Source organism: Cytobacillus sp. SAFR-174, assembly GCF_051964675.1.
Classification (GTDB): Bacteria; Bacillota; Bacilli; order Bacillales; family Cytobacillaceae; genus Cytobacillus.
Map to the genome: position 1 here is coordinate 130624 of NZ_JBQCMZ010000005.1, position 18581 is coordinate 149204.

Consider the following 18581-nt stretch of genomic DNA (forward strand, 5'->3'; position numbering starts at 1 on the left):
ATTTTATCAAATTTTTTGACAATTAAGAACAAAACAAAAAAATCTCTGTTTGGGCTAGAAGGATAATTATTAGAAGATTCTTATTTCTGAGTAAGGTTATAAAAGTTGGCATGTTATTTGCATTAAAAAATGATGTAACAAGACGAAGGGAAGTTGGTTTTGTGAGAAATCATTGTGACGTTCTGGTTATAGGCGGGGGAATCATAGGCTGTGCAATTGCCTATTATACTTCTAAATCAGGAAGAAATGTAACAGTTATCGAAAAAGGTGAATTTGTCAGTGGCACGTCATCCCGCTGTGACGGGAATATTTTAGCTATCGATAAAGATCCTGGCTTTGATAGTCAAATGTCACTTGTCAGTCAGAAGTTAGTAGATGAATTAAGCAGAGATTTGAAGCAGCCTTTTGAATATCGTGCACCTGGAAGCATCCTTGTCTGTGAGACAGAAGAAGAAATGGAAGCCGCACAAAAGTGGGTTGACCGGCAAAAGGAGGCCGGCTTGCCGTTCAGGATGCTGGACAGACAGGACATTCGCCAGGATTCAAAGTATTTTGCTGATGATTTATTAGGCGGCTTAGAATGTGCAACAGATTCAACTGTTAATCCATACCTTCTTGCCTTTAACCTTCTTGAGGGGGCAAAGGAGATGGGCGCTAAGGCCCATAAACAAACTGAGGTTACTGGAATGAGAAGGGAGCCGGACGGTACATTTACCGTTGAAACATCTAATGGCACTTTCACCGCGAACTATGTTATTAATGCTGCAGGTGTATGGGCTCCATATATCGGAGAGATGCTGGACTTGTCTATTCCAATTAAACCAAGAAAAGGCCACATAATTGTCGCATCACGCCAGGAATTTGTAGGACCGAGAAAAGTGATGGAATTTGGCTACTTAATATCAAAATTTGGCGGCAGGCGCCAGGTTGACCCCATTACTGAAATATACGGAGTAGCCCTTGTTTTTGAACCAACTGAAAGTCAAAACTTCCTGATTGGAAGCAGCCGGGAATTTGTTGGGTTTAATACAAAGATCAACAATGAAATTATTAAATGCATTGCCAATCGGGCCATTCGATTTTATCCGAAAATGGCTGACATGATGGTCATACGTTCCTATGCTGGTTTGCGGCCATGGACGGAGGATCACTTGCCAATTGTGTCAGAAGTAGAGGGGATTCCAAACTATTATATTGCAGCAGGTCATGAGGGAGACGGAATTAGCCTTGCCGCTGTTACTGGAAAAGTAATAGAGGAAATGCTTAATGAAAAGGAAACTTGCATCCCAATTGAGCCGCTGAGATTTTCTCGATTTAAGGAAAGGGTGAGTACCTGATGAAAGCAAATCGAGTTTTTACAACCATTGATACACACACGGGCGGAAACCCCACGAGGACATTGATTAGTGGACTCCCAGAGCTAAAAGGAGCGACAATGTCCGAAAAAATGCTTCATATGCAAAAGGAATATGACTGGATCCGCAAGCTCCTGATGAATGAACCAAGAGGACATGACGTCATGTCAGGAGTACTCTTGACAGATCCATGTCATCCGGAAGCAGATATCGGTGTTATATATATCGAAACCGGCGGATATTTGCCAATGTGCGGACATGACACAATCGGTGTTTGTACAGCATTGGTTGAAGCGGGGCTAATACCTGTTCAAGAGCCAGTAACTGCGATAAAAATTGATACACCAGCCGGCCTTGTTAAGGCAGAGATTAAGGTAGAGAACGGAAAAGCAAAAGAGGTTTCCTTCTGTAATGTCCCGGCCTTCCTGTTAAAGAGTGTCTCTGTTGATGTTGAGGGAATTGGAATCGTTGAGGCAGATATTGCTTATGGAGGCAACTTCTATGGAATCATTGATGCCCAATCTGTTGGATTAGAACTGACACCGGAGAATTCTTCAAAAATCATTGAAAAGGCTATCAAAATTAGAAATACAATTAACGAAAAAACGGATGTCGTTCATCCGCAATATCCATTTATTCGCAGTCTGACCCATATTGAGTTTTTCACTGAGCCAACCCATGAAGAAGCAGATGTGAAAAATACGGTTGTTGTCCCTCCTGGCGGGATTGATCGTTCACCATGCGGTACAGGCACTTCGGCTAAATTATCTGTCCTCTATTCCAAAAAGGAGATAGGGATCAAAGAAGAATTTGTACATGAGAGTATAGTTGGCTCTTTATTCCGCGGAGAAATACTTGAAATAGCAGATGTTCAGGGTGTAGAGGCTGTTATTACAAGAATCACAGGTTCAGCCTGGCTAATGGGAATGCACCGGTTCTTTTATAACGAGGAAGACCCGCTTAAAGAGGGCTTTTTACTTATTCCCCCAATGGAACATGAAATGGAGGATGTGAAATGAAAATTCAAAAGTCTTACACAGCAACTGATGTACACGTAGCAGGTGAGGCATATCGAATTATTAAGGATGGCCCACTTATTCATTATTCAAGTATACAGGAGCTGAATGAGCAATTTTCGCTTGCCTATGAGGAGGAAATTAATTTTCTTTTAAATGAGCCCCGCGGATTTGCTGGACTAATGGGTTGTCTGGTCGTTCCGCCTTTTAAAAGCGAAGCCGATGCAGCTGTTATTTTTTTCGACCATAACGGAACCGTTCCGCTGCAATATGGCGGAATCGCTGCTGTCATAACCGCATTATTAGAGTGTGGCCAGCTAAAGGCCAAGTCTTCAGGTGAATACATACTTGAAACAATCAGCGGTGTTATTGGTGTCGCTGCAACGATGAAAGATGATGAAGTGAAATTAGTTAAATTAAAAAACGAGCCATGCCAGGTTATGCAAACCAAAGTGCCAGTGTCTTATTTAGATTTAAAGACAGAAGTATCTCTAGTCCAAGCCGATCATCTTTATGCGATTTTTGATAAAGCAGAGCTGCCTTTTGAGATTGAGATGGAGGACCTTCCAGTCATAAATCAATGGGGGCAGAAGGTGATTGAAGCCTTAGAAGGCAAACATGCCTTCAGCAGAGTGATCTTGATGGATCATTCGCAAAAAAATGAAGGCAAAATCAAAACGGTAACCTTCCGTCCGGATTGTTATATTGTGCGTTCTCCAGGATTTGGAACTCTAGCTGCCTGTTGCAGCTATCTAATAGAAAATGGTGATATACCTCCTGATAGCCCAATTGAAAATGAAAGCATTTTCAACGGCAAATTGACAGCCGAGCTTTCAGCACAATTTGAAGCAGGTTACGAGTTTAGTTTTTCAGCCCGCGGATTTATTACGGGTATGCAGACATATGTATTAGACCCGGCAGATCCATTATTCGCAGGGTTTTTATTAAAATAAGAAACTATTAAAAATAGGGAGGAAAATTAAAATGACTGCAATTAGAGGAGCTTATCCAGTATTAATTACACCAATGACACAGGAGCAGGAAATTGATTGGGGCGGAGTAAAGAATAATGTCAATTACTTTGTCGATCAAGGTGTGGCAGGTATCGTCATCAATGGTAGTACTGGTGAATTTGTCAGTCTGTCAAGAGAAGAAAAATACCAGATGGTAGAAACGGTTATGAAGGAAGCCGGCGGCCGCATCCCTGTTATCGTGGGTACTGCTGCGGAAACAACAAGGGAAACAATTGAGTATACAAAGCAAGCTGAAGTACATGGAGCTGATGCTGCTTTAATCATTAACCCTTTTTACATGAAGCCAAAGGAAAATGAAATTTACCATCATTTTAAAGAGGTATCCAGCAGTGTCAATCTTCCAATCATGCTTTATAACAACCCATTTACTTCCGGTGTAAATATGAGCGCAGATTTAATGCTTCAAATTGGCAAGGATTGCGAAAATGTGACTCACATTAAAGAATCAAGCGGTGAAATCAGCAAGGTGAGAGATCTTGCAAGAAAAGGCAAAGGAGATTTTGAAGTATTCTGCGGTGCTGAAGAGCTTGTAATGGAGTCCTACTTGGTTGGAGCAACTGGGTGGATTTCTGTTGCAGGAAATATCGTGCCAAAGCTGGTTACAGATATGTATAACCACTTCCAAAAAGGTGAGTTTGAAGAAGCTTGGTCCATCAATGATCGTATTTTACCACTGTGCGCGTTCCTTGAAGGATCTGGAAAGTATGTGCAAATTGTGAAGAGAGCCATGGAATTGACTGGCCAGGCTGGCGGGCCTGCGCGGTACCCTCGTTTAGGCCTATCACCGGAGGAAGATCAAAAGCTAAAAGACCTGCTTGCAAGTTTAGAGACAGTAAAAAACTAAAATAGTGAAGGAGTGAGAACATGCAAGCGACAAATTATAATCTGAAACCAAAAGTTCAAGAATTCCTGGAAGGTGTGAAAGGATTATACATTAACGGCAGCTATGTACCGGCGCTTAGTGGTAAAACGTTTCCCGTCGTTAATCCGGCAAACGAAGAGGTCATTGCGGAAGTAAGTGAAGCGCAAGAGGATGATATTAACGCTGCGGTAGCTGCTGCAAGGAAAGCATTTGATGAAGGCGAATGGACAAAGATGGATGCCGCAGAACGCTCTCATCTAATCTATAAATTTGCGGATCTCTTAGAAGAAAATCGGGAAGAACTCGCTCAACTGGAATCATTGGATAACGGAAAGCCCTGCAGGGTCGCTTTGGCAGATGATGTTGACGGAACAATCCAGCATTTTAGATATTACGCAGGCTGGGCCACAAAAATATTTGGCAAGACAACTCAGGTTTCAAAGAATTATGTAACCTATACGGTACACGAACCGGTTGGGGTTGTAGGCCAAATTATTCCATGGAACTTCCCGCTCGCCATGGCTGCCTGGAAGCTCGGAGCTGCACTTGCAGTCGGATGTACGGTTGTGATTAAACCGGCAACTGAGACACCATTATCTCTTCTCTACGCAGGTAAGCTATTTAAAGAAGCAGGGTTCCCGGATGGTGTTGTGAATATTGTTCCGGGATCGGGCAGGATTGCGGGAGAAGCGATTACTGCACATAAAGATGTCGATAAGATAGCATTCACAGGATCAACGGCTGTCGGAAAAGAAGTAATGAAAAAAGCTGCAGATCAAATTAAAGGTGTTACGCTGGAGCTTGGCGGAAAATCGCCAGCCATTGTTTTAGAAGATGCTAATCTTGAGGAAGCAATTGAAGGGGTATTTAACGGAACGATGTACAATCATGGACAAAACTGCAGTGCCTGTACACGTGTATTTGTCCAGAGAAACATATATGATCATGTAGTAAAAGCCTTAGCAGAACGGGCGAAAGCAATGAAGCTGGGGGATGGAATGAACCCCGAAACGGATATGGGCCCGCTTGTGTCAGCCAAACAGCATCGAACTGTTCTTAATTATATAGAACAAGGGAAGGAAGAAGGGGCGCGACTCGTGACAGGCGGGAATAAAGGATTTGAAAAAGGATATTTTGTACAGCCAACCATTTTTGCTGACGTACAAGATCATATGGTTATTGCACGTGAAGAAATCTTTGGTCCGGTCATGTCCATTTTCGTTTTCGATACGATTGATGAGGTCATTAAACGGGCGAACGATAGTGACTATGGTTTAGCTGCAAGTGTCTGGACAGAAAGTATGAAAAAGGGGCATTACATTGCAAGCAAGCTGCAATCAGGTACAGTCTGGATTAATGATTTTGGACTTGAATGGGAAACAATGCCTTTCGGCGGCTACAAACAATCAGGAATCGGCCGCGAAATGGGTGGAGAGTATGGCCTGCAGAACTATACGGAAGTGAAAAGTGTATTTGTTAACATCAAGCATGATGAGTTTTTATAAGGACCAATGGGACAAACTGGGCACGGATTGATGGGAGTGGGACAGTGTTTTGTCCCATTCTGCCTGTATTTATCTGAATATTACTAATTTACAGATTGGAAGAGATGGAACTATCTACTTAAAGTATAAAAAGGTGGGATAAGATGGAAGAATTAGTGAATAAAGCGTCGGGGATGGTTTGGAGCCTTGGATTGGTAGCTTTCGCGCTTGGTGCTGGATTGTTCTTTTCCATTATGACACGCTTTGTGCAATTTAGATATTTTAAGGAAATGATTAAACTTCTTTTTGAAAAGGGTAACCCAGAATCCGGTGTGTCTTCTTTCCAGGCGTTTTCAATGGCTTTAGCCGGCCGTGTCGGTATTGGAAATATTGCCGGGGTTGCTACTGCGATTGCATTTGGCGGTCCGGGAGCGGTTTTCTGGATGTGGATCATGGCTTTATTAGGAGGAGCAAGTTCCTTTATTGAATCCACTCTTGCTCAAATCTATAAAGTAAAAGATGGTAATCAATACCGGGGCGGAACTCCTTATTTTATTGAAAAAGGTTTAAATATGAAATGGTTCGCAGTATTTGTGGCGATTGTTGTTACCCTCAGCTACGGAATTTTAGTTCCAGGTATTCAGGCCAATACGATTGCTGTTGGATTTGAAAATACCATTGGTCTCAATAAAAGCATCACTGGAATCATTCTTGTTGTATTACTCGGCATCATTATTTTTGGCGGCGTTAAGCGAATTGCCAATGTTGCGGAAAAAGTTGTCCCTTTTATGGCCTTAGGGTATGTGGTTATCACCTTTGTTCTTTTATTTGCAAATGCAGCAGAAATTCCAGCAATGCTTTGGCTGATTATTTCCAGTGCATTTGGTGCAAACGAAATGTTCGGCGGTATTATCGGTGCAGCGATTGCATGGGGCGTTAAGAGAGCCGTATTCTCTAACGTTGCTGGTGTAGGGGAAGGGACTTATAGTTCAGCCGCAGCAGATGTATCCCATCCGGCAAAGCAAGGTCTTGTTCAAGCGTTCTCTGTTTATATTGATACCATCATTGTTTGTACAGCTACTGCACTTATGATTTTAATTACCGGCATGTACAGCGTTACTCCAGAAGGAAAGCAGCCGATTGTTGAAAATATCCAGGGTGTAGAAGCTGGACCAATGTGGACACAGGCGGCCGTTGAGAGCGTTATCCCTGGATTTGGCGGTTTGTTTGTTGCAATTGCTATCTTCTTCTTTGCCTTTACAACTCTGATGGCTTACTACTATATTTCTGAAACAACCCTTGTTTACCTTGGCAGAAAGAGAAGGCTAAAAGGGCTTAAAGCAGGCTTGATGATTGTTTTCTTAGGAATGATCTACTTGGGAAGTGTCGAAAATGCATCCCTATTATGGGCGCTCGGAGACTTTGGATTCGGAAGCATGGCCTGGCTTAACTTAGTCGCTATTCTTTTCCTGACTAAAACAGCCTTAAAAGTATTTAAAGATTATGAAGAACAGAGGAAAGCAGGCATTGAACCAGTCTTCGATCCTGTTAAACTTGGCATTAAAGGTGCAGATTTCTGGGAAGAGAAAGCGAAAGAAAGGAATTCAAAAGGCAAGAAGGCAATTTAAGAGAAATACAGCCGGAAACAAAGAACACATTCCATTTTAAATTCTTATTGCACATGGTGGCAGCTTCACTGATAACTGCTGGAGCCCAAGTTGGGAAAAGCCGGTCCTCCAGGCTGTCACCATGTTTATTTCAGCAGCTGGATTCCCAATCCTCACTTACTAAAGATGATACATAAAATAATTTTCGAGAAAGCTGACATCTTATGCTTCTATAAAATATCAAAAGAGGTCTCCTCATTATATCCAGACGACGATTAATAGATTTCCTCAGCCAAACTGCCGCTTAATTTCCGAAGTAAACACCATCACCGCTAAATCAACGCAATAAACCTTTAAAACATAACCGTGATAAGATTTCCAATAAAAAATCCCGCTTAAAAATAGTATTGTCATTTCTTCCCTTCTCCATAGGCTTGTTCGTGTGATATACTACTTTAGTTACTAACATTTATGGAGGATTTCATGAGTAAAGACTCTAAAGCTAGACACCAAAAGGGAAAGTTACTGTCATTTATCCCGAATGGTGAGTACTATTTTTCCAAAGGGATTAAGGCGTACCACCGCAGGGATTTTCATAAAGCGAAGAAATATTTAATGCGGGCTATGCAGCTTGAGCCGGGTGAACCGATGATTGTCTGCCAGCTTGCAATTGTTCATTCAGAAATGGGTGAGTATCAGGAGTCGAATCAGCTGCTTCATATGATATTGGAAGAGCTTGATGAGGATATGTCGGAATGCCATTATTTCCTTGCCAACAACTATGCTCATATGGGCCTTTTTAAAGATGCTTATACACATGCCAATACGTATCTGGATTTAGATCAGGATGGAGAGTTTACGGAAGATACAGAGGATCTGCTGGAGCTTCTTACGCTTGAAGCGGATGATCTGGATGACGAGCTGTACGAGCAGGATGATTTGATTACGAAGCAGGAACATGCACGGGAATTACTGGAGTCCGGCCATTTTCCAAAAGCGGTTGAGATTCTGAACTCTGTTATTGATGAGTATCCTGAGTATTGGTCCGCATACAATAATTTGGCCCTGGCGTATTTTTACCTGGGAGAAGTGCAAAAGGCGTCAGATATTTTAGAGAAGGTACTGGAAGAAAATCCGGGTAATCTTCATGCGCTCTGCAACAAGCTGGTCTTTGCTTTTTACGAGCGGGATTTCCGGCAGGTGCGCTTGTTAAAAGAAGCTCTGAAAAAGATTAAGCCGCTTTCGGTTGAACATCAGTTCAAGCTGGGTGCGACTTTCGCTCTGACCGGCGAGTATGAGGCTTCCTTTGCATGGCTTCGCAAGCTTCAGAAGAAGGGCTTTGAAGGGGATGGACCATTTTATTACTGGCTATCCTATTCCGCCTATTTCACAGGGCGTGAAGAGCTGGCGAAATCAGCATGGAAGAAGGCAATTGAAATTAATCCGGAAAAAGAAGGCTTCGAGCCCTGGAATGATGAAAAGGTAACCAGCAGCGGCTTTGAAGACCATTACTCTTCCATATTGAAAAAGCTGGAAAGCGACTATATTGAAGAGCGGTTATTCGGCCTCTTCCTAACATCCGTATCCAGCAGAAGAGATGAAATTCTCACCTCTGAAGCTATTTTACAAAACAATAAGTTTTCAGCTGTGGAGAAGGAGTACCTTTCTTTCGTTAAAACTGAGCAGGAACCGCCTGCCCAGGTTCAGGCTGCGCACGAAACAGCCCAGCTGTTTTATGAAAATTTCCACCCGATCGGCACGGTGGAAGCTGGACTGTATTTAATGTGGTTTACTATTTTTGCAGAATTGACAAATAACCGGCAAAATATTAAAAACAAAAATGCCTGGGCTGCAGCCATTGAGTATGTTTGGCATAAGCTTCGGAACGAAAAGGTTTCCCAGTCAAACATTGCAGGAAGATACGGCATTTCCGCTTCGACGATGGGCAAATATGTAAAATCGGTGAATGACCGCCTTCAGTGAGCAGATATTTGGACGGAACACGTGCCAATTTTATAGGATAACAGTAAGAAGGTCATACTATAATATGCGTACTTATAAAGTGTTTGATTAATTACTGGATTTCTGATTACTTAAGGAGTGAATCGCAGTGACTGAAGAAAAAATTTATGATGTCATTATCGCTGGCGCAGGACCGGCAGGGATGACTGCTGCTGTATATACATCTCGTGCAAATTTGTCTACTCTAATGATCGAACGCGGTGTTCCGGGCGGACAAATGGCCAATACAGAAGAAGTGGAAAACTATCCTGGTTTTGGCCATATTTTAGGGCCGGATTTATCCACGAAAATGTTCGATCATGCGAAGAAGTTTGGCGCTGAATATGCGTATGGAGATATTAAAGAAATCATTGACGGCGAAGAATACAAAACGGTTGTTGCCGGATCGAAACAATATAAAACACGCTCAGTCATTATTTCTACTGGTGCCGAGTACAAAAAGCTTGGTATTCCTGGTGAGAAAGAGCTTGGCGGACGCGGCGTATCCTATTGTGCAGTCTGTGATGGAGCATTCTTTAAAGGCAAAGAGCTTGTGGTTGTCGGCGGCGGTGACTCTGCTGTTGAGGAAGGCGTATATTTGACGCGTTTCGCCTCAAAAGTGACTATCGTTCATAGACGGGACCAGCTTCGTGCGCAGGCGATCCTGCAGCAGCGTGCGTTCGACAATGACAAAATTGACTTCATCTGGAACACGACAGTGAAGGAAGTTAACGATAAGGACGGAAAAGTGGGAAGCGTAACACTTGTTTCTGCTGAAACCGGCGAAGAAAGAGAATTCAAGGCAGATGGTGTATTCATCTATATCGGCATGGTTCCCCTTTCCAAGCCATTTGAAAGCCTTGGCATCACGAACAGCAATGGCTATATCGAAACAAACGAAAGAATGGAAACAAAGGTGGAAGGCATTTTTGCAGCAGGAGATATCCGCGAAAAATCTCTTCGCCAAATCGTTACAGCTACAGGTGATGGAAGCATCGCTGCCCAAAGCGCTCAGCACTATGTGGAAGAATTAATGGAAAGCCTGAAAGAGAAGAAATAATTTTTAGAAAAAATAGCCACTGGTTGAAAAGTTTTACAAAAAGTCATGCGGTTTTAATTCTCCTGTAACCTTGATGAAATAAAAATCGGGTAGTATAGGAATAGAAATTGACCCCCTTTTAAAGATATAATCCTTTTTAAAGCACAGGCCCATGCCTGTGCTCTTTTTTTGCGTAAATACAGTGTGTTTTGAATAAGTTTTTTAGAAATCTGTATTCATTGTGGCTCTAAGACAAAAATAGTATAATGAAAAGAATAAGAAAAGTACGTTAGCCAGCCTTAACTTTCATGAAAAAGGCGGCAGCGGTATGATTTTGGAAATTAGAGGTGAAATGTGTTGCAGCGAGTCACGAACTGTGTGTTACTGAAAGACGATAAAGTATTGCTTTTACAAAAGCCTAGAAGAGGCTGGTGGGTGGCCCCGGGCGGAAAGATGGAGCCGGGTGAATCAGTGAGGGACTCGTGCATACGTGAGTTCAGGGAAGAAACAGGCATCTATCTGCGCAATCCGAATATTAAGGGCATTTTTACGTTCATCATGAAGGATGGCGAAAAGGTTGTACAGGAGTGGATGATGTTTACTTTTCTGGCTACAGCTTCTGATGGGCTGAACCTGGATGAATCAGAGGAAGGCAAGCTTCGCTGGCATCCGTTTTCAGAGATAAAGAATCTGCCGATGGCTGCCGGTGATTCGCATATTCTGGAGTATATGATTCATGGCCAGGGAATGATTTATGGAACATTTACGTATACGCCGGATTTTGAATTACTTAGTTACAGGCTGGATCCAAGCTGAATTTGACAGATACAGGGGGAAACAAAAATGAGTACGGGTGCAGTTAATGATACTCAAATGGTGATTATTACGGGAATGTCAGGGGCAGGGAAAACAGTAGCCATCCAAAGCTTTGAAGATCTTGGCTTCTTCTGTGTAGACAATTTGCCGCCGACGCTGCTTCCTAAATTCCTTGAACTTATGAAGGAATCCGGGAATAAAATGAATAAGGTGGCATTGGTGATGGATTTGCGCGGCCGTGAGTTTTTTGACCACCTGTTTAAGGCGCTCGATGAATTGTCCGAGACATCCTGGGTCACTCCGCAGATTTTATATCTTGATGCGGATGATTCGACACTCGTCAGAAGATATAAAGAAACAAGACGATTCCATCCCCTTGCACCATCGGGATTGCCTCTTGAAGGCATCAAGCTTGAGCGGGAGCTGCTCGAAGAATTAAAAGGCAGAGCCCGGCTGATTTATAATACATCACAAATGAAACCGAGGGAATTGCGCGAGAAAATTCTTACGGAATTCTCATTGAATAAAAAAACCATATTTACGGTTAACGTCATGTCTTTTGGCTTTAAGCATGGAATTCCAATTGATGCCGACCTGGTATTCGATGTCCGGTTCCTTCCGAATCCCCATTATATTGAACATATGAGGCCGAAGACAGGATTAGATGAAGAGGTGTCAGGCTATGTGCTGAAATGGACGGAAACCAGTAAATTTCTTGAGAAGGTTACGGAGCTGCTGAGCTTTATGCTTCCGCATTATAAGCGGGAAGGGAAGGCTCAATTGGTGGTGGCAATTGGATGTACGGGAGGCCAGCACCGTTCGGTAGCGCTGACGGAATATATTGCAGACTACTTCAGCAAGGATTACAATACAGCAATTACCCACCGTGACATCGACAGGAGAAAGGAAAACATCAAATGAACCGACAGCCAAGAATCGTCATCATCGGCGGAGGAACGGGGCTGCCTGTCCTCTTAAGGGGACTGAAGCAGTACCCTGTTGATATTACTGCCATTGTGACAGTAGCCGATGATGGCGGCAGCTCAGGAAGATTGCGAAATGATCTTCATATCCCGCCACCCGGTGACATCCGCAATGTGCTGGCCGCTCTTTCAGACGTAGAGCCGCTCATTGAGGAGATGTTCCAGCACCGCTTTGCGACATCCAATGAATTGTCCGGGCACTCGCTTGGCAATTTAATTCTCGCGGCAATGACTTCGATTACAGGAAATTTTGTTCATGCGATTCAGGAAATGAGCAAGGTGTTAAATGTAAGGGGAAAGGTGCTGCCGGCTGCGAACCAGAGTGTGGTCCTTCACGCTGAAATGGAAGACGGGACTATCGTATCGGGAGAATCAAAGATTCCTTATTCCGGCAAAAAAATCAAGCGGGTATTTTTAACTCCTAAAAATATTAAAGCCCTGCCTGAATCACTGCAGGCAATCAGACAGGCTGACATGATCATCATTGGCCCTGGAAGCTTATATACAAGTATTCTTCCAAACTTGCTTGTTCCCAGGCTCGGACGTGAGGTCTGTCAAGCGAAAGCAAAAAAAGTCTATATATGCAATTTAATGACACAGGCAGGCGAGACGCTCGATTATACAGCAAGTGACCATGTAAAAGCACTTTATGATCATATGAGCTGTGCTTTTATTAATACCATCCTGGTAAACAATGAAGAAATTCCTGCCCATATTCAGGAGCGGTACAGCGAGGAAATGGCGAGGCCTGTTGTGTATGATACAGGTGCTCTTGCCGAATTGGGCCTTGATATTATGCACGGTGAAATTGTCAGCCACGAAGGCGGGATCATACGCCATGATACAAAAGAGGTTGCCCAAATGCTTTATAATTTAATTTTACATGAAACCAATAGGCGTTTTAACGCGTAATATAAAGATGTAAAAGGGCTTTTGCCAGTAAAAAATAAACTGTGCATACGTTTGCTCAGTGAAGAATATCTTTTTATATATCTCTGGCTAAGCACTTTTACGGATAGGGGGTGAAGGGATGTCTTTCGCTTCGGAAACGAAAAAAGAATTGACGAACCTGGAATTAAAAGACTGCTGCGGCAAAGCGGAATTGTCCGCCTTGATCCGGATGAATGGTTCACTTTCTTTTTCCAGCCGGAAATTGATCGTTGATATTCAGACGGAAAATGCAGCCATTGCAAGAAGGATTTACACGCTGATTAAAAGGAATTACAGCGTTCAGGTCGAGCTCCTGGTCCGGAAAAAAATGCGGCTGAAAAAGAACAATGTATATATTGTCAGGCTGTCGGAACAGGCCAGCATGATTCTAGATGACCTGAAAATTTTAAGTGAGGGATTCGTATTTACACACGATATCTCCAAAGAGCTCATAAAAAAGAAATGCTGTAAGCGTTCTTATCTGCGCGGTGCATTCCTTGCCGGGGGATCGGTTAATAATCCGGAAACCTCCTCCTATCATCTGGAGATCGCTTCACTTTACAAGGAGCATAACGACTCCCTTTGTGAACTGATGAATACGTTCGGGCTGAACAGCAAAACGCTTGAACGGAAAAAAGGCTATATCACGTATTTAAAGGAAGCCGAAAAAATAACGGAATTCCTGAATATTGTCGGGGCACACGCATCTCTGCTCCGGTTTGAAGACATCCGGATTGTCCGCGATATGAGAAACTCGGTCAATCGGCTCGTGAATTGTGAAACAGCGAACTTAAACAAAACCATCGGGGCGGCCTTGCGGCAAGTGGAGAATATCCGGTTTATTGACCAGACGGTTGGACTTCAGGTTTTGCCCGACAAACTGAGGGAAATAGCCGAATTGCGTGTAGCATACCAGGATGTCACCTTAAAAGAGCTTGGGGAAATGGTCTCAGGCGGAAATATCAGCAAATCAGGCATTAATCACCGATTAAGAAAAATAGATGAAATCGCTGAAAAACTCAGAGCAGGCAGCACCATAGATGCTCACTAATAGAGGCATCAGCAGGGAGGAGATATACAATGGCAGAAAAACAGGTAGAAGTTAAGCTGAAGACAGGATTGCAGGCCCGTCCGGCAGCATTGTTCGTACAAGAGGCCAATCGGTTTTCATCGGACATTTTCCTGGAGAAGGATGGAAAGAAGGTAAATGCGAAAAGCATTATGGGGCTAATGAGCCTGGCTGTAAGCTCAGGATCAGTCATTACCCTGAAGGCTGAGGGGAACGACGAAAACGAAGCCCTCGAAGCGCTGGCAAATTATATTCAGAAGGAAAACTAAAACAACTCGCATCGGGAAGATGCGAGTTGTTTTTTATGTCTTTTAATTATCCTTCTTCTCATCTAGAGAGTTTCTGGTAATGATCTGGTCAACCAAACCGTATTCAAGAGCTCTCTCAGCTGTCATAAAGTTATCGCGGTCTGTATCTTTTGCAATGACTTCAAGCGGCTGTCCAGTACGCTCTGAAAGGATCGTGTTTAATTTTTCGCGAAGGAAAAGGATGCGCTTTGCAGCGATTTCAATTTCAGTCGCCTGTCCCTGTGCACCGCCAAGTGGCTGGTGAATCATAACTTCAGCGTTTGGAAGAGCAAAACGCTTTCCTTTTTCACCCGCTGCAAGAAGGAATGCACCCATGGATGCAGCCATACCGATACAAATGGTTTGTACCTTTGGCTTGATGAATTGCATCGTATCATAAATAGCCATACCGGCTGTAATGCTTCCGCCAGGGCTATTAATGTAAATGGAAATGTCCTTTTCAGGGTTTTCTGCTTCAAGGAATAACAGCTGGGCAACAATGGAGTTTGCCACATTATCATCAATTCCGCTTCCGAGCATAATGATGCGGTCTTTTAAAAGGCGGGAGTAAATATCATAAGCACGCTCCCCGCGATTTGTTTGTTCAATAACTGTAGGGATTAAGTTCATTTTCCAATTCCTCCTTCAAGATAAGGTCAACATACATGATGAACAAGCATGTTCTTCCAAGTAAAGAAAATTTTTTAACTCCTATGTATTATCATGATACACTGATGGTCAATTAAGGTCAAACGAATCGCATGGAAATAGCCACGGATTCGTTCGACACTTTTTTCTGTGCTGTGCTATCTCATTCCATGATACCCATTGTTCCGATTTTTAAAACTAAAAGGAGGCTTGCAAAGTGAATAAACATAGCATATAATTAGTTATCGTAGCGGCTGATCGCCTGGTCAGCCGATTAATAAAATCTATGCCCTCGTGGTGCAACGGATAGCACGTGAGATTCCGGTTCTTAAGATGTGGGTTCGATTCCTGCCGAGGGCGCTAGCAAAACTCCTTGTCTGATATGGACAGGGAGTTTTTTATATTTTAGGCTATACGTAAATAAATCCAGCCCATACGCCCATAAAAATATTTATCTGAAAGTAAATGGGCCATATCCGCAAATAAAATTCCTCTATCCGCACCTAAATTTAAGCCTGAAGTTAAAAATCCGCAGGTTTCACCATAAAAAATGAATATTCCCCCCTCAGCAATGCATATTGTGAAGTATTCAGAAAGAAGTGCCGGTGCGACTGGCAATTGCCAGGATATTTCCATACAACATTTTCTGTGAATATTGTAAAATGGGGACAGGGGGAATGTACGATGAATTTGAAAGCTGGGTTATGGCAGCAGCAGACAATGAAATTAACAATGACACAGGAGCTGACGCAGGCGATTGCCCTTCTGCAATACAGCACACAGGAGCTTTCTGCTTTCCTGGAAAGCAAGGCGCTTGAAAATCCCCTTTTAAAAGTAGAGTCCGGTCATGTCCAGACGATGGATCCCCGTTATGACCGTGTCAAACCGACGAGGATAAAAGCCGAAAAAGATAAAATAAATTGGATTGAGCAGATTGGCTGCGGAAAGACCGTGCTGCTTGATGAATATTTGAAATCTCAGCTTCATTTGAAATTAAACAGGGATGAACAAAAAGTGATTGAGCATCTTATTGACAGCCTTGATGAAAACGGTTACTTCCGGGCGGATCTAAAGGCGTCAGCCGATTCTCTTAAGATGCCCCTTGAGAAAGTGGAGCAGATGCTTGAAGAACTTCAGGAACTCGAGCCTGCCGGCGTTGGAGCAAGGAATCTTCAGGAGTGCCTGTCCCTGCAGCTCAAGAGATTGCCGGAAGAGAATGAGCTGGCTGAAATGATTATAGATGAATACTTTACCCTTTTTGCTGAGAAGAAATGGAAAGAAATCGCAAAACAGCTCGGTGTGGAGCTTAAGGACATACAGGCAGTATTCGACCTTGTTCAGACCTTGAATCCAAGGCCTGCTTCATCCTTCCAAAGTGAAAAATCCGCCTATATAACACCGGATGTGATTATTCAGTGGGATGGCAGCTCTTTTTCTGTCAGTGTGTTTGATGAAGTGCTTCCTAAAATCAGTTTTAATGAACCTTATTATAAAAAGTTCTCGGCTAGTGGTGATCGAAATGTGAGCCGCTTCCTGCAGGAAAAGCAGCAGGATTATCAGTGGATTATAAGAAGCATTGAGCAAAGGAAAGAGACTCTTGCAAATGTGACTCTTAAAATCGTTGAAAAGCAGCAGGACTTTTTCATTAAAGGCCCTGCATATCTGAAGCCGATGACGATGAAGGAAATATCAGATGAACTCGACATTCATGAATCAACAGTGAGCAGGGCTGTCCGGGAAAAATATGCGCAAACGCCATTTGGGACGTATGAGCTGAGATCGTTCTTCTCCAGCACGATCAAAACGACATCTGATGAGAATACGTCTTCACAGCAGGTCAAGACGATTATTGGTAAAATGATAGAAAAAGAAAATAAACAAAAGCCTTTATCCGATCAGGAGCTTGTGAAGCTGCTGAAGGAACAAGAGGGGATGGTAGTCAGCAGAAGGACGATTGCAAAATATCGGGATCAGCTGGGCATCCCGTCATCATCCAAACGGAAAAGGTATGACTGACAAAGGAGATTTGCTGATTGAAACAGCCAGAGTTAGTGTTTTACACACGCAGCAGATGCCCGCTGTGTGATAAAGCTAAGAGTGTATTAGTTGAATTGGAGAAAGAATATGAATTTACGTTAATTGAAAAAGATATTGATGAGAGCGATGACCTGACTGAGAAGTACGGACTCATGATTCCGGTTGTTGAAATTGATGGGCGTGAAGTGCAGTTCGGGCATATTGATCCCATTACAGTAGGTGAAGCGCTTACAGAAAAAAACTGAGTTTTATCAGTTGATTTCAATACTCACTCTTGCTATTATTGAGGAGAAGCAAGGGTGATTTTTTTTACGGTAAGTGGGACATAATATGTCTATGCGGGACAAAAAATGACCACATATGATGAAGGAGCTTTCCGGATGTACTCACTAATTGATATTCAAAAAAGATTATTGCCTGATATGCTTGCGGTTATGCAGAAGCGTTATGGGATTCTTCATTATATAGGGCTGATGGAGCCGGTTGGAAGAAGAAGCCTTGCAGTCAGTATGGGTTTGACGGAAAGAGTGCTGAGAAGTGAGGTTGAATTTCTAAAAGACCAGAACCTGATCCGCATTTCAAGTACAGGAATGAGCCTTTCTTCCGATGGCAAAGAATTACTCGAAGCTCTTGAAGGAATAATGAGAGATATTTCGGGTATAGCCGTAATGGAGCAGGAATTATCACGAAAGCTTGGCATACGCCAGGCGATCATTGTTTCCGGAAACAGCGATGAATCTCCATGGGTGAAGCAGGAGCTTGGCAGAGCCACAGCAATGTGTATGAAATCAAGGCTCAAAGGAAAAAATATCATCGCAGTTACCGGCGGATCCACAATGGCAGCCGTAGCGGAGATGCTGACTCCTGATCTTGCTGAACGCGATTGGCTGTTTGTGCCGGCGCGTGGCGGAATAGGCGAAGATGTTAAAAACCAGGCTAACACCATTTGTGCCAAAATGGCTGATCATACTGATTCCAGGCACCGTGTCCTGTATGTGCCGGACCAGGTAAGCAGGGAGATGTATGAAAGCATTATTAAAGAACCCAATATTAAAGAAGTAATCACCCAGATCAAATCGGCTAGCATGGTTCTGCACGGGATTGGGGACGCTATTACAATGGCGGAACGCCGCAAAACCAGTGAAGAAGATTTGGTTAAAATCAAGCAAGCCAAAGCAGTCGGTGAATCATTTGGCTATTACTTCAACGAAGGCGGCGAGGTTGTACATAAGGTTCAGACCATCGGCCTTCAGCTGGATGACCTATCTCAAATTGAACATGTCATTGCAGTGGCAGGCGGCTCCACAAAGGCAAAAGCCATCGCTGCATACATGAAACGGGCACCATCCTCTACCATTTTAGTGACAGATGAAGGTGCAGCAAAACAGTTGATAAAAGGGTAATCCCTTTTCA

The 18581-nt window shown here is 43.1% G+C and carries 18 protein-coding genes and 1 tRNA gene; 17 read left to right on the forward strand and 2 right to left on the reverse strand.

Annotation, left to right across the window (positions count from 1 at the left end):
• Positions 1–110 precede the first annotated feature (110 nt).
• From ACTHRG_RS07300 to ACTHRG_RS07360, 13 genes are all read left to right on the forward strand, one after another.
• Positions 111–1337, forward strand: a complete 1227-nt coding sequence (locus ACTHRG_RS07300; protein ID WP_440230926.1) for an NAD(P)/FAD-dependent oxidoreductase — start codon at positions 111–113, stop codon at positions 1335–1337.
• Entirely contained in the window at positions 1337–2374 is a 1038-nt protein-coding gene (locus ACTHRG_RS07305; RefSeq protein WP_440230927.1) for a proline racemase family protein, read from the forward strand. The genes ACTHRG_RS07300 and ACTHRG_RS07305 overlap by 1 nt, the downstream gene beginning before the upstream one ends.
• The gene (locus ACTHRG_RS07310; protein ID WP_163142479.1) at positions 2371–3324 is read left to right on the forward strand and encodes a proline racemase family protein; all 954 of its coding nucleotides are present in this window, start codon (positions 2371–2373) and stop codon (positions 3322–3324) included. The genes ACTHRG_RS07305 and ACTHRG_RS07310 overlap by 4 nt, the downstream gene beginning before the upstream one ends.
• A 31-nt stretch (positions 3325–3355) precedes the next feature.
• Positions 3356–4249, forward strand: a complete 894-nt coding sequence (gene dapA, locus ACTHRG_RS07315) for a 4-hydroxy-tetrahydrodipicolinate synthase (protein ID WP_048008407.1) — start codon at positions 3356–3358, stop codon at positions 4247–4249.
• A 20-nt stretch (positions 4250–4269) separates the two neighbouring features.
• Positions 4270–5772 (forward strand): aldehyde dehydrogenase family protein, encoded by a 1503-nt coding sequence (locus ACTHRG_RS07320; protein ID WP_394580709.1) that lies wholly within the window; start codon positions 4270–4272, stop codon positions 5770–5772.
• Between the two features lie 143 nt (positions 5773–5915).
• On the forward strand, positions 5916–7379 hold the full coding sequence (locus ACTHRG_RS07325; protein WP_440230929.1) for an alanine/glycine:cation symporter family protein: 1464 nt from the start codon (positions 5916–5918) through the stop codon (positions 7377–7379).
• A gap of 462 nt (positions 7380–7841) precedes the next feature.
• The gene (locus tag ACTHRG_RS07330) at positions 7842–9341 is read left to right on the forward strand and encodes a tetratricopeptide repeat protein (RefSeq protein ID WP_440230930.1); all 1500 of its coding nucleotides are present in this window, start codon (positions 7842–7844) and stop codon (positions 9339–9341) included.
• A gap of 127 nt (positions 9342–9468) precedes the next feature.
• Positions 9469–10419, forward strand: coding sequence for a thioredoxin-disulfide reductase (gene trxB, locus ACTHRG_RS07335; protein WP_061791823.1), 951 nt, complete (start codon positions 9469–9471; stop codon positions 10417–10419).
• A 336-nt stretch (positions 10420–10755) separates the two neighbouring features.
• A complete protein-coding gene (locus ACTHRG_RS07340; protein ID WP_035329286.1) occupies positions 10756–11214 on the forward strand; it encodes an 8-oxo-dGTP diphosphatase in 459 nt (152 codons plus the stop codon).
• Positions 11215–11241: 27 nt separating this feature from the next.
• Complete coding sequence (rapZ, locus tag ACTHRG_RS07345) at positions 11242–12135, forward strand: RNase adapter RapZ (protein WP_048008412.1); 894 nt, start codon at positions 11242–11244, stop codon at positions 12133–12135.
• Positions 12132–13109, forward strand: coding sequence for a gluconeogenesis factor YvcK family protein (locus ACTHRG_RS07350; protein ID WP_197247033.1), 978 nt, complete (start codon positions 12132–12134; stop codon positions 13107–13109). The genes rapZ and ACTHRG_RS07350 overlap by 4 nt, the downstream gene beginning before the upstream one ends.
• 118 nt (positions 13110–13227) lie before the next feature.
• The gene (gene whiA, locus ACTHRG_RS07355; RefSeq protein ID WP_048008414.1) at positions 13228–14178 is read left to right on the forward strand and encodes a DNA-binding protein WhiA; all 951 of its coding nucleotides are present in this window, start codon (positions 13228–13230) and stop codon (positions 14176–14178) included.
• 29 nt (positions 14179–14207) lie between these two features.
• Positions 14208–14465, forward strand: a complete 258-nt coding sequence (locus ACTHRG_RS07360; RefSeq protein ID WP_009331822.1) for an HPr family phosphocarrier protein — start codon at positions 14208–14210, stop codon at positions 14463–14465.
• Positions 14466–14507: 42 nt separating this feature from the next.
• On the opposite strand, the gene clpP is transcribed toward ACTHRG_RS07360, so the two are convergent.
• Positions 14508–15113, reverse strand: coding sequence for an ATP-dependent Clp endopeptidase proteolytic subunit ClpP (gene clpP / locus ACTHRG_RS07365; RefSeq protein WP_440230931.1), 606 nt, complete (start codon positions 15111–15113; stop codon positions 14508–14510).
• A 306-nt stretch (positions 15114–15419) separates the two neighbouring features.
• On the opposite strand from clpP, the gene ACTHRG_RS07370 reads away from it, so the two are divergent.
• Positions 15420–15491, forward strand: a tRNA-Arg gene (locus tag ACTHRG_RS07370).
• A gap of 45 nt (positions 15492–15536) precedes the next feature.
• On the opposite strand, the gene ACTHRG_RS07375 is transcribed toward ACTHRG_RS07370, so the two are convergent.
• The gene (locus ACTHRG_RS07375; RefSeq protein ID WP_440230932.1) at positions 15537–15767 is read right to left on the reverse strand and encodes a hypothetical protein; all 231 of its coding nucleotides are present in this window, start codon (positions 15765–15767) and stop codon (positions 15537–15539) included.
• A 48-nt stretch (positions 15768–15815) separates the two neighbouring features.
• On the opposite strand from ACTHRG_RS07375, the gene rpoN reads away from it, so the two are divergent.
• The 3 genes from rpoN (at position 15816) to ACTHRG_RS07390 (ending at position 18571) form a co-directional block, all read left to right on the forward strand.
• The gene (rpoN, locus tag ACTHRG_RS07380; RefSeq protein WP_440230933.1) at positions 15816–17147 is read left to right on the forward strand and encodes an RNA polymerase factor sigma-54; all 1332 of its coding nucleotides are present in this window, start codon (positions 15816–15818) and stop codon (positions 17145–17147) included.
• A 17-nt stretch (positions 17148–17164) separates the two neighbouring features.
• Positions 17165–17413, forward strand: coding sequence for a glutaredoxin family protein (locus ACTHRG_RS07385; RefSeq protein ID WP_076258945.1), 249 nt, complete (start codon positions 17165–17167; stop codon positions 17411–17413).
• Positions 17414–17548: 135 nt separating this feature from the next.
• Positions 17549–18571, forward strand: a complete 1023-nt coding sequence (locus tag ACTHRG_RS07390) for a sugar-binding transcriptional regulator (protein WP_076258943.1) — start codon at positions 17549–17551, stop codon at positions 18569–18571.
• Positions 18572–18581 lie beyond the last annotated feature (10 nt).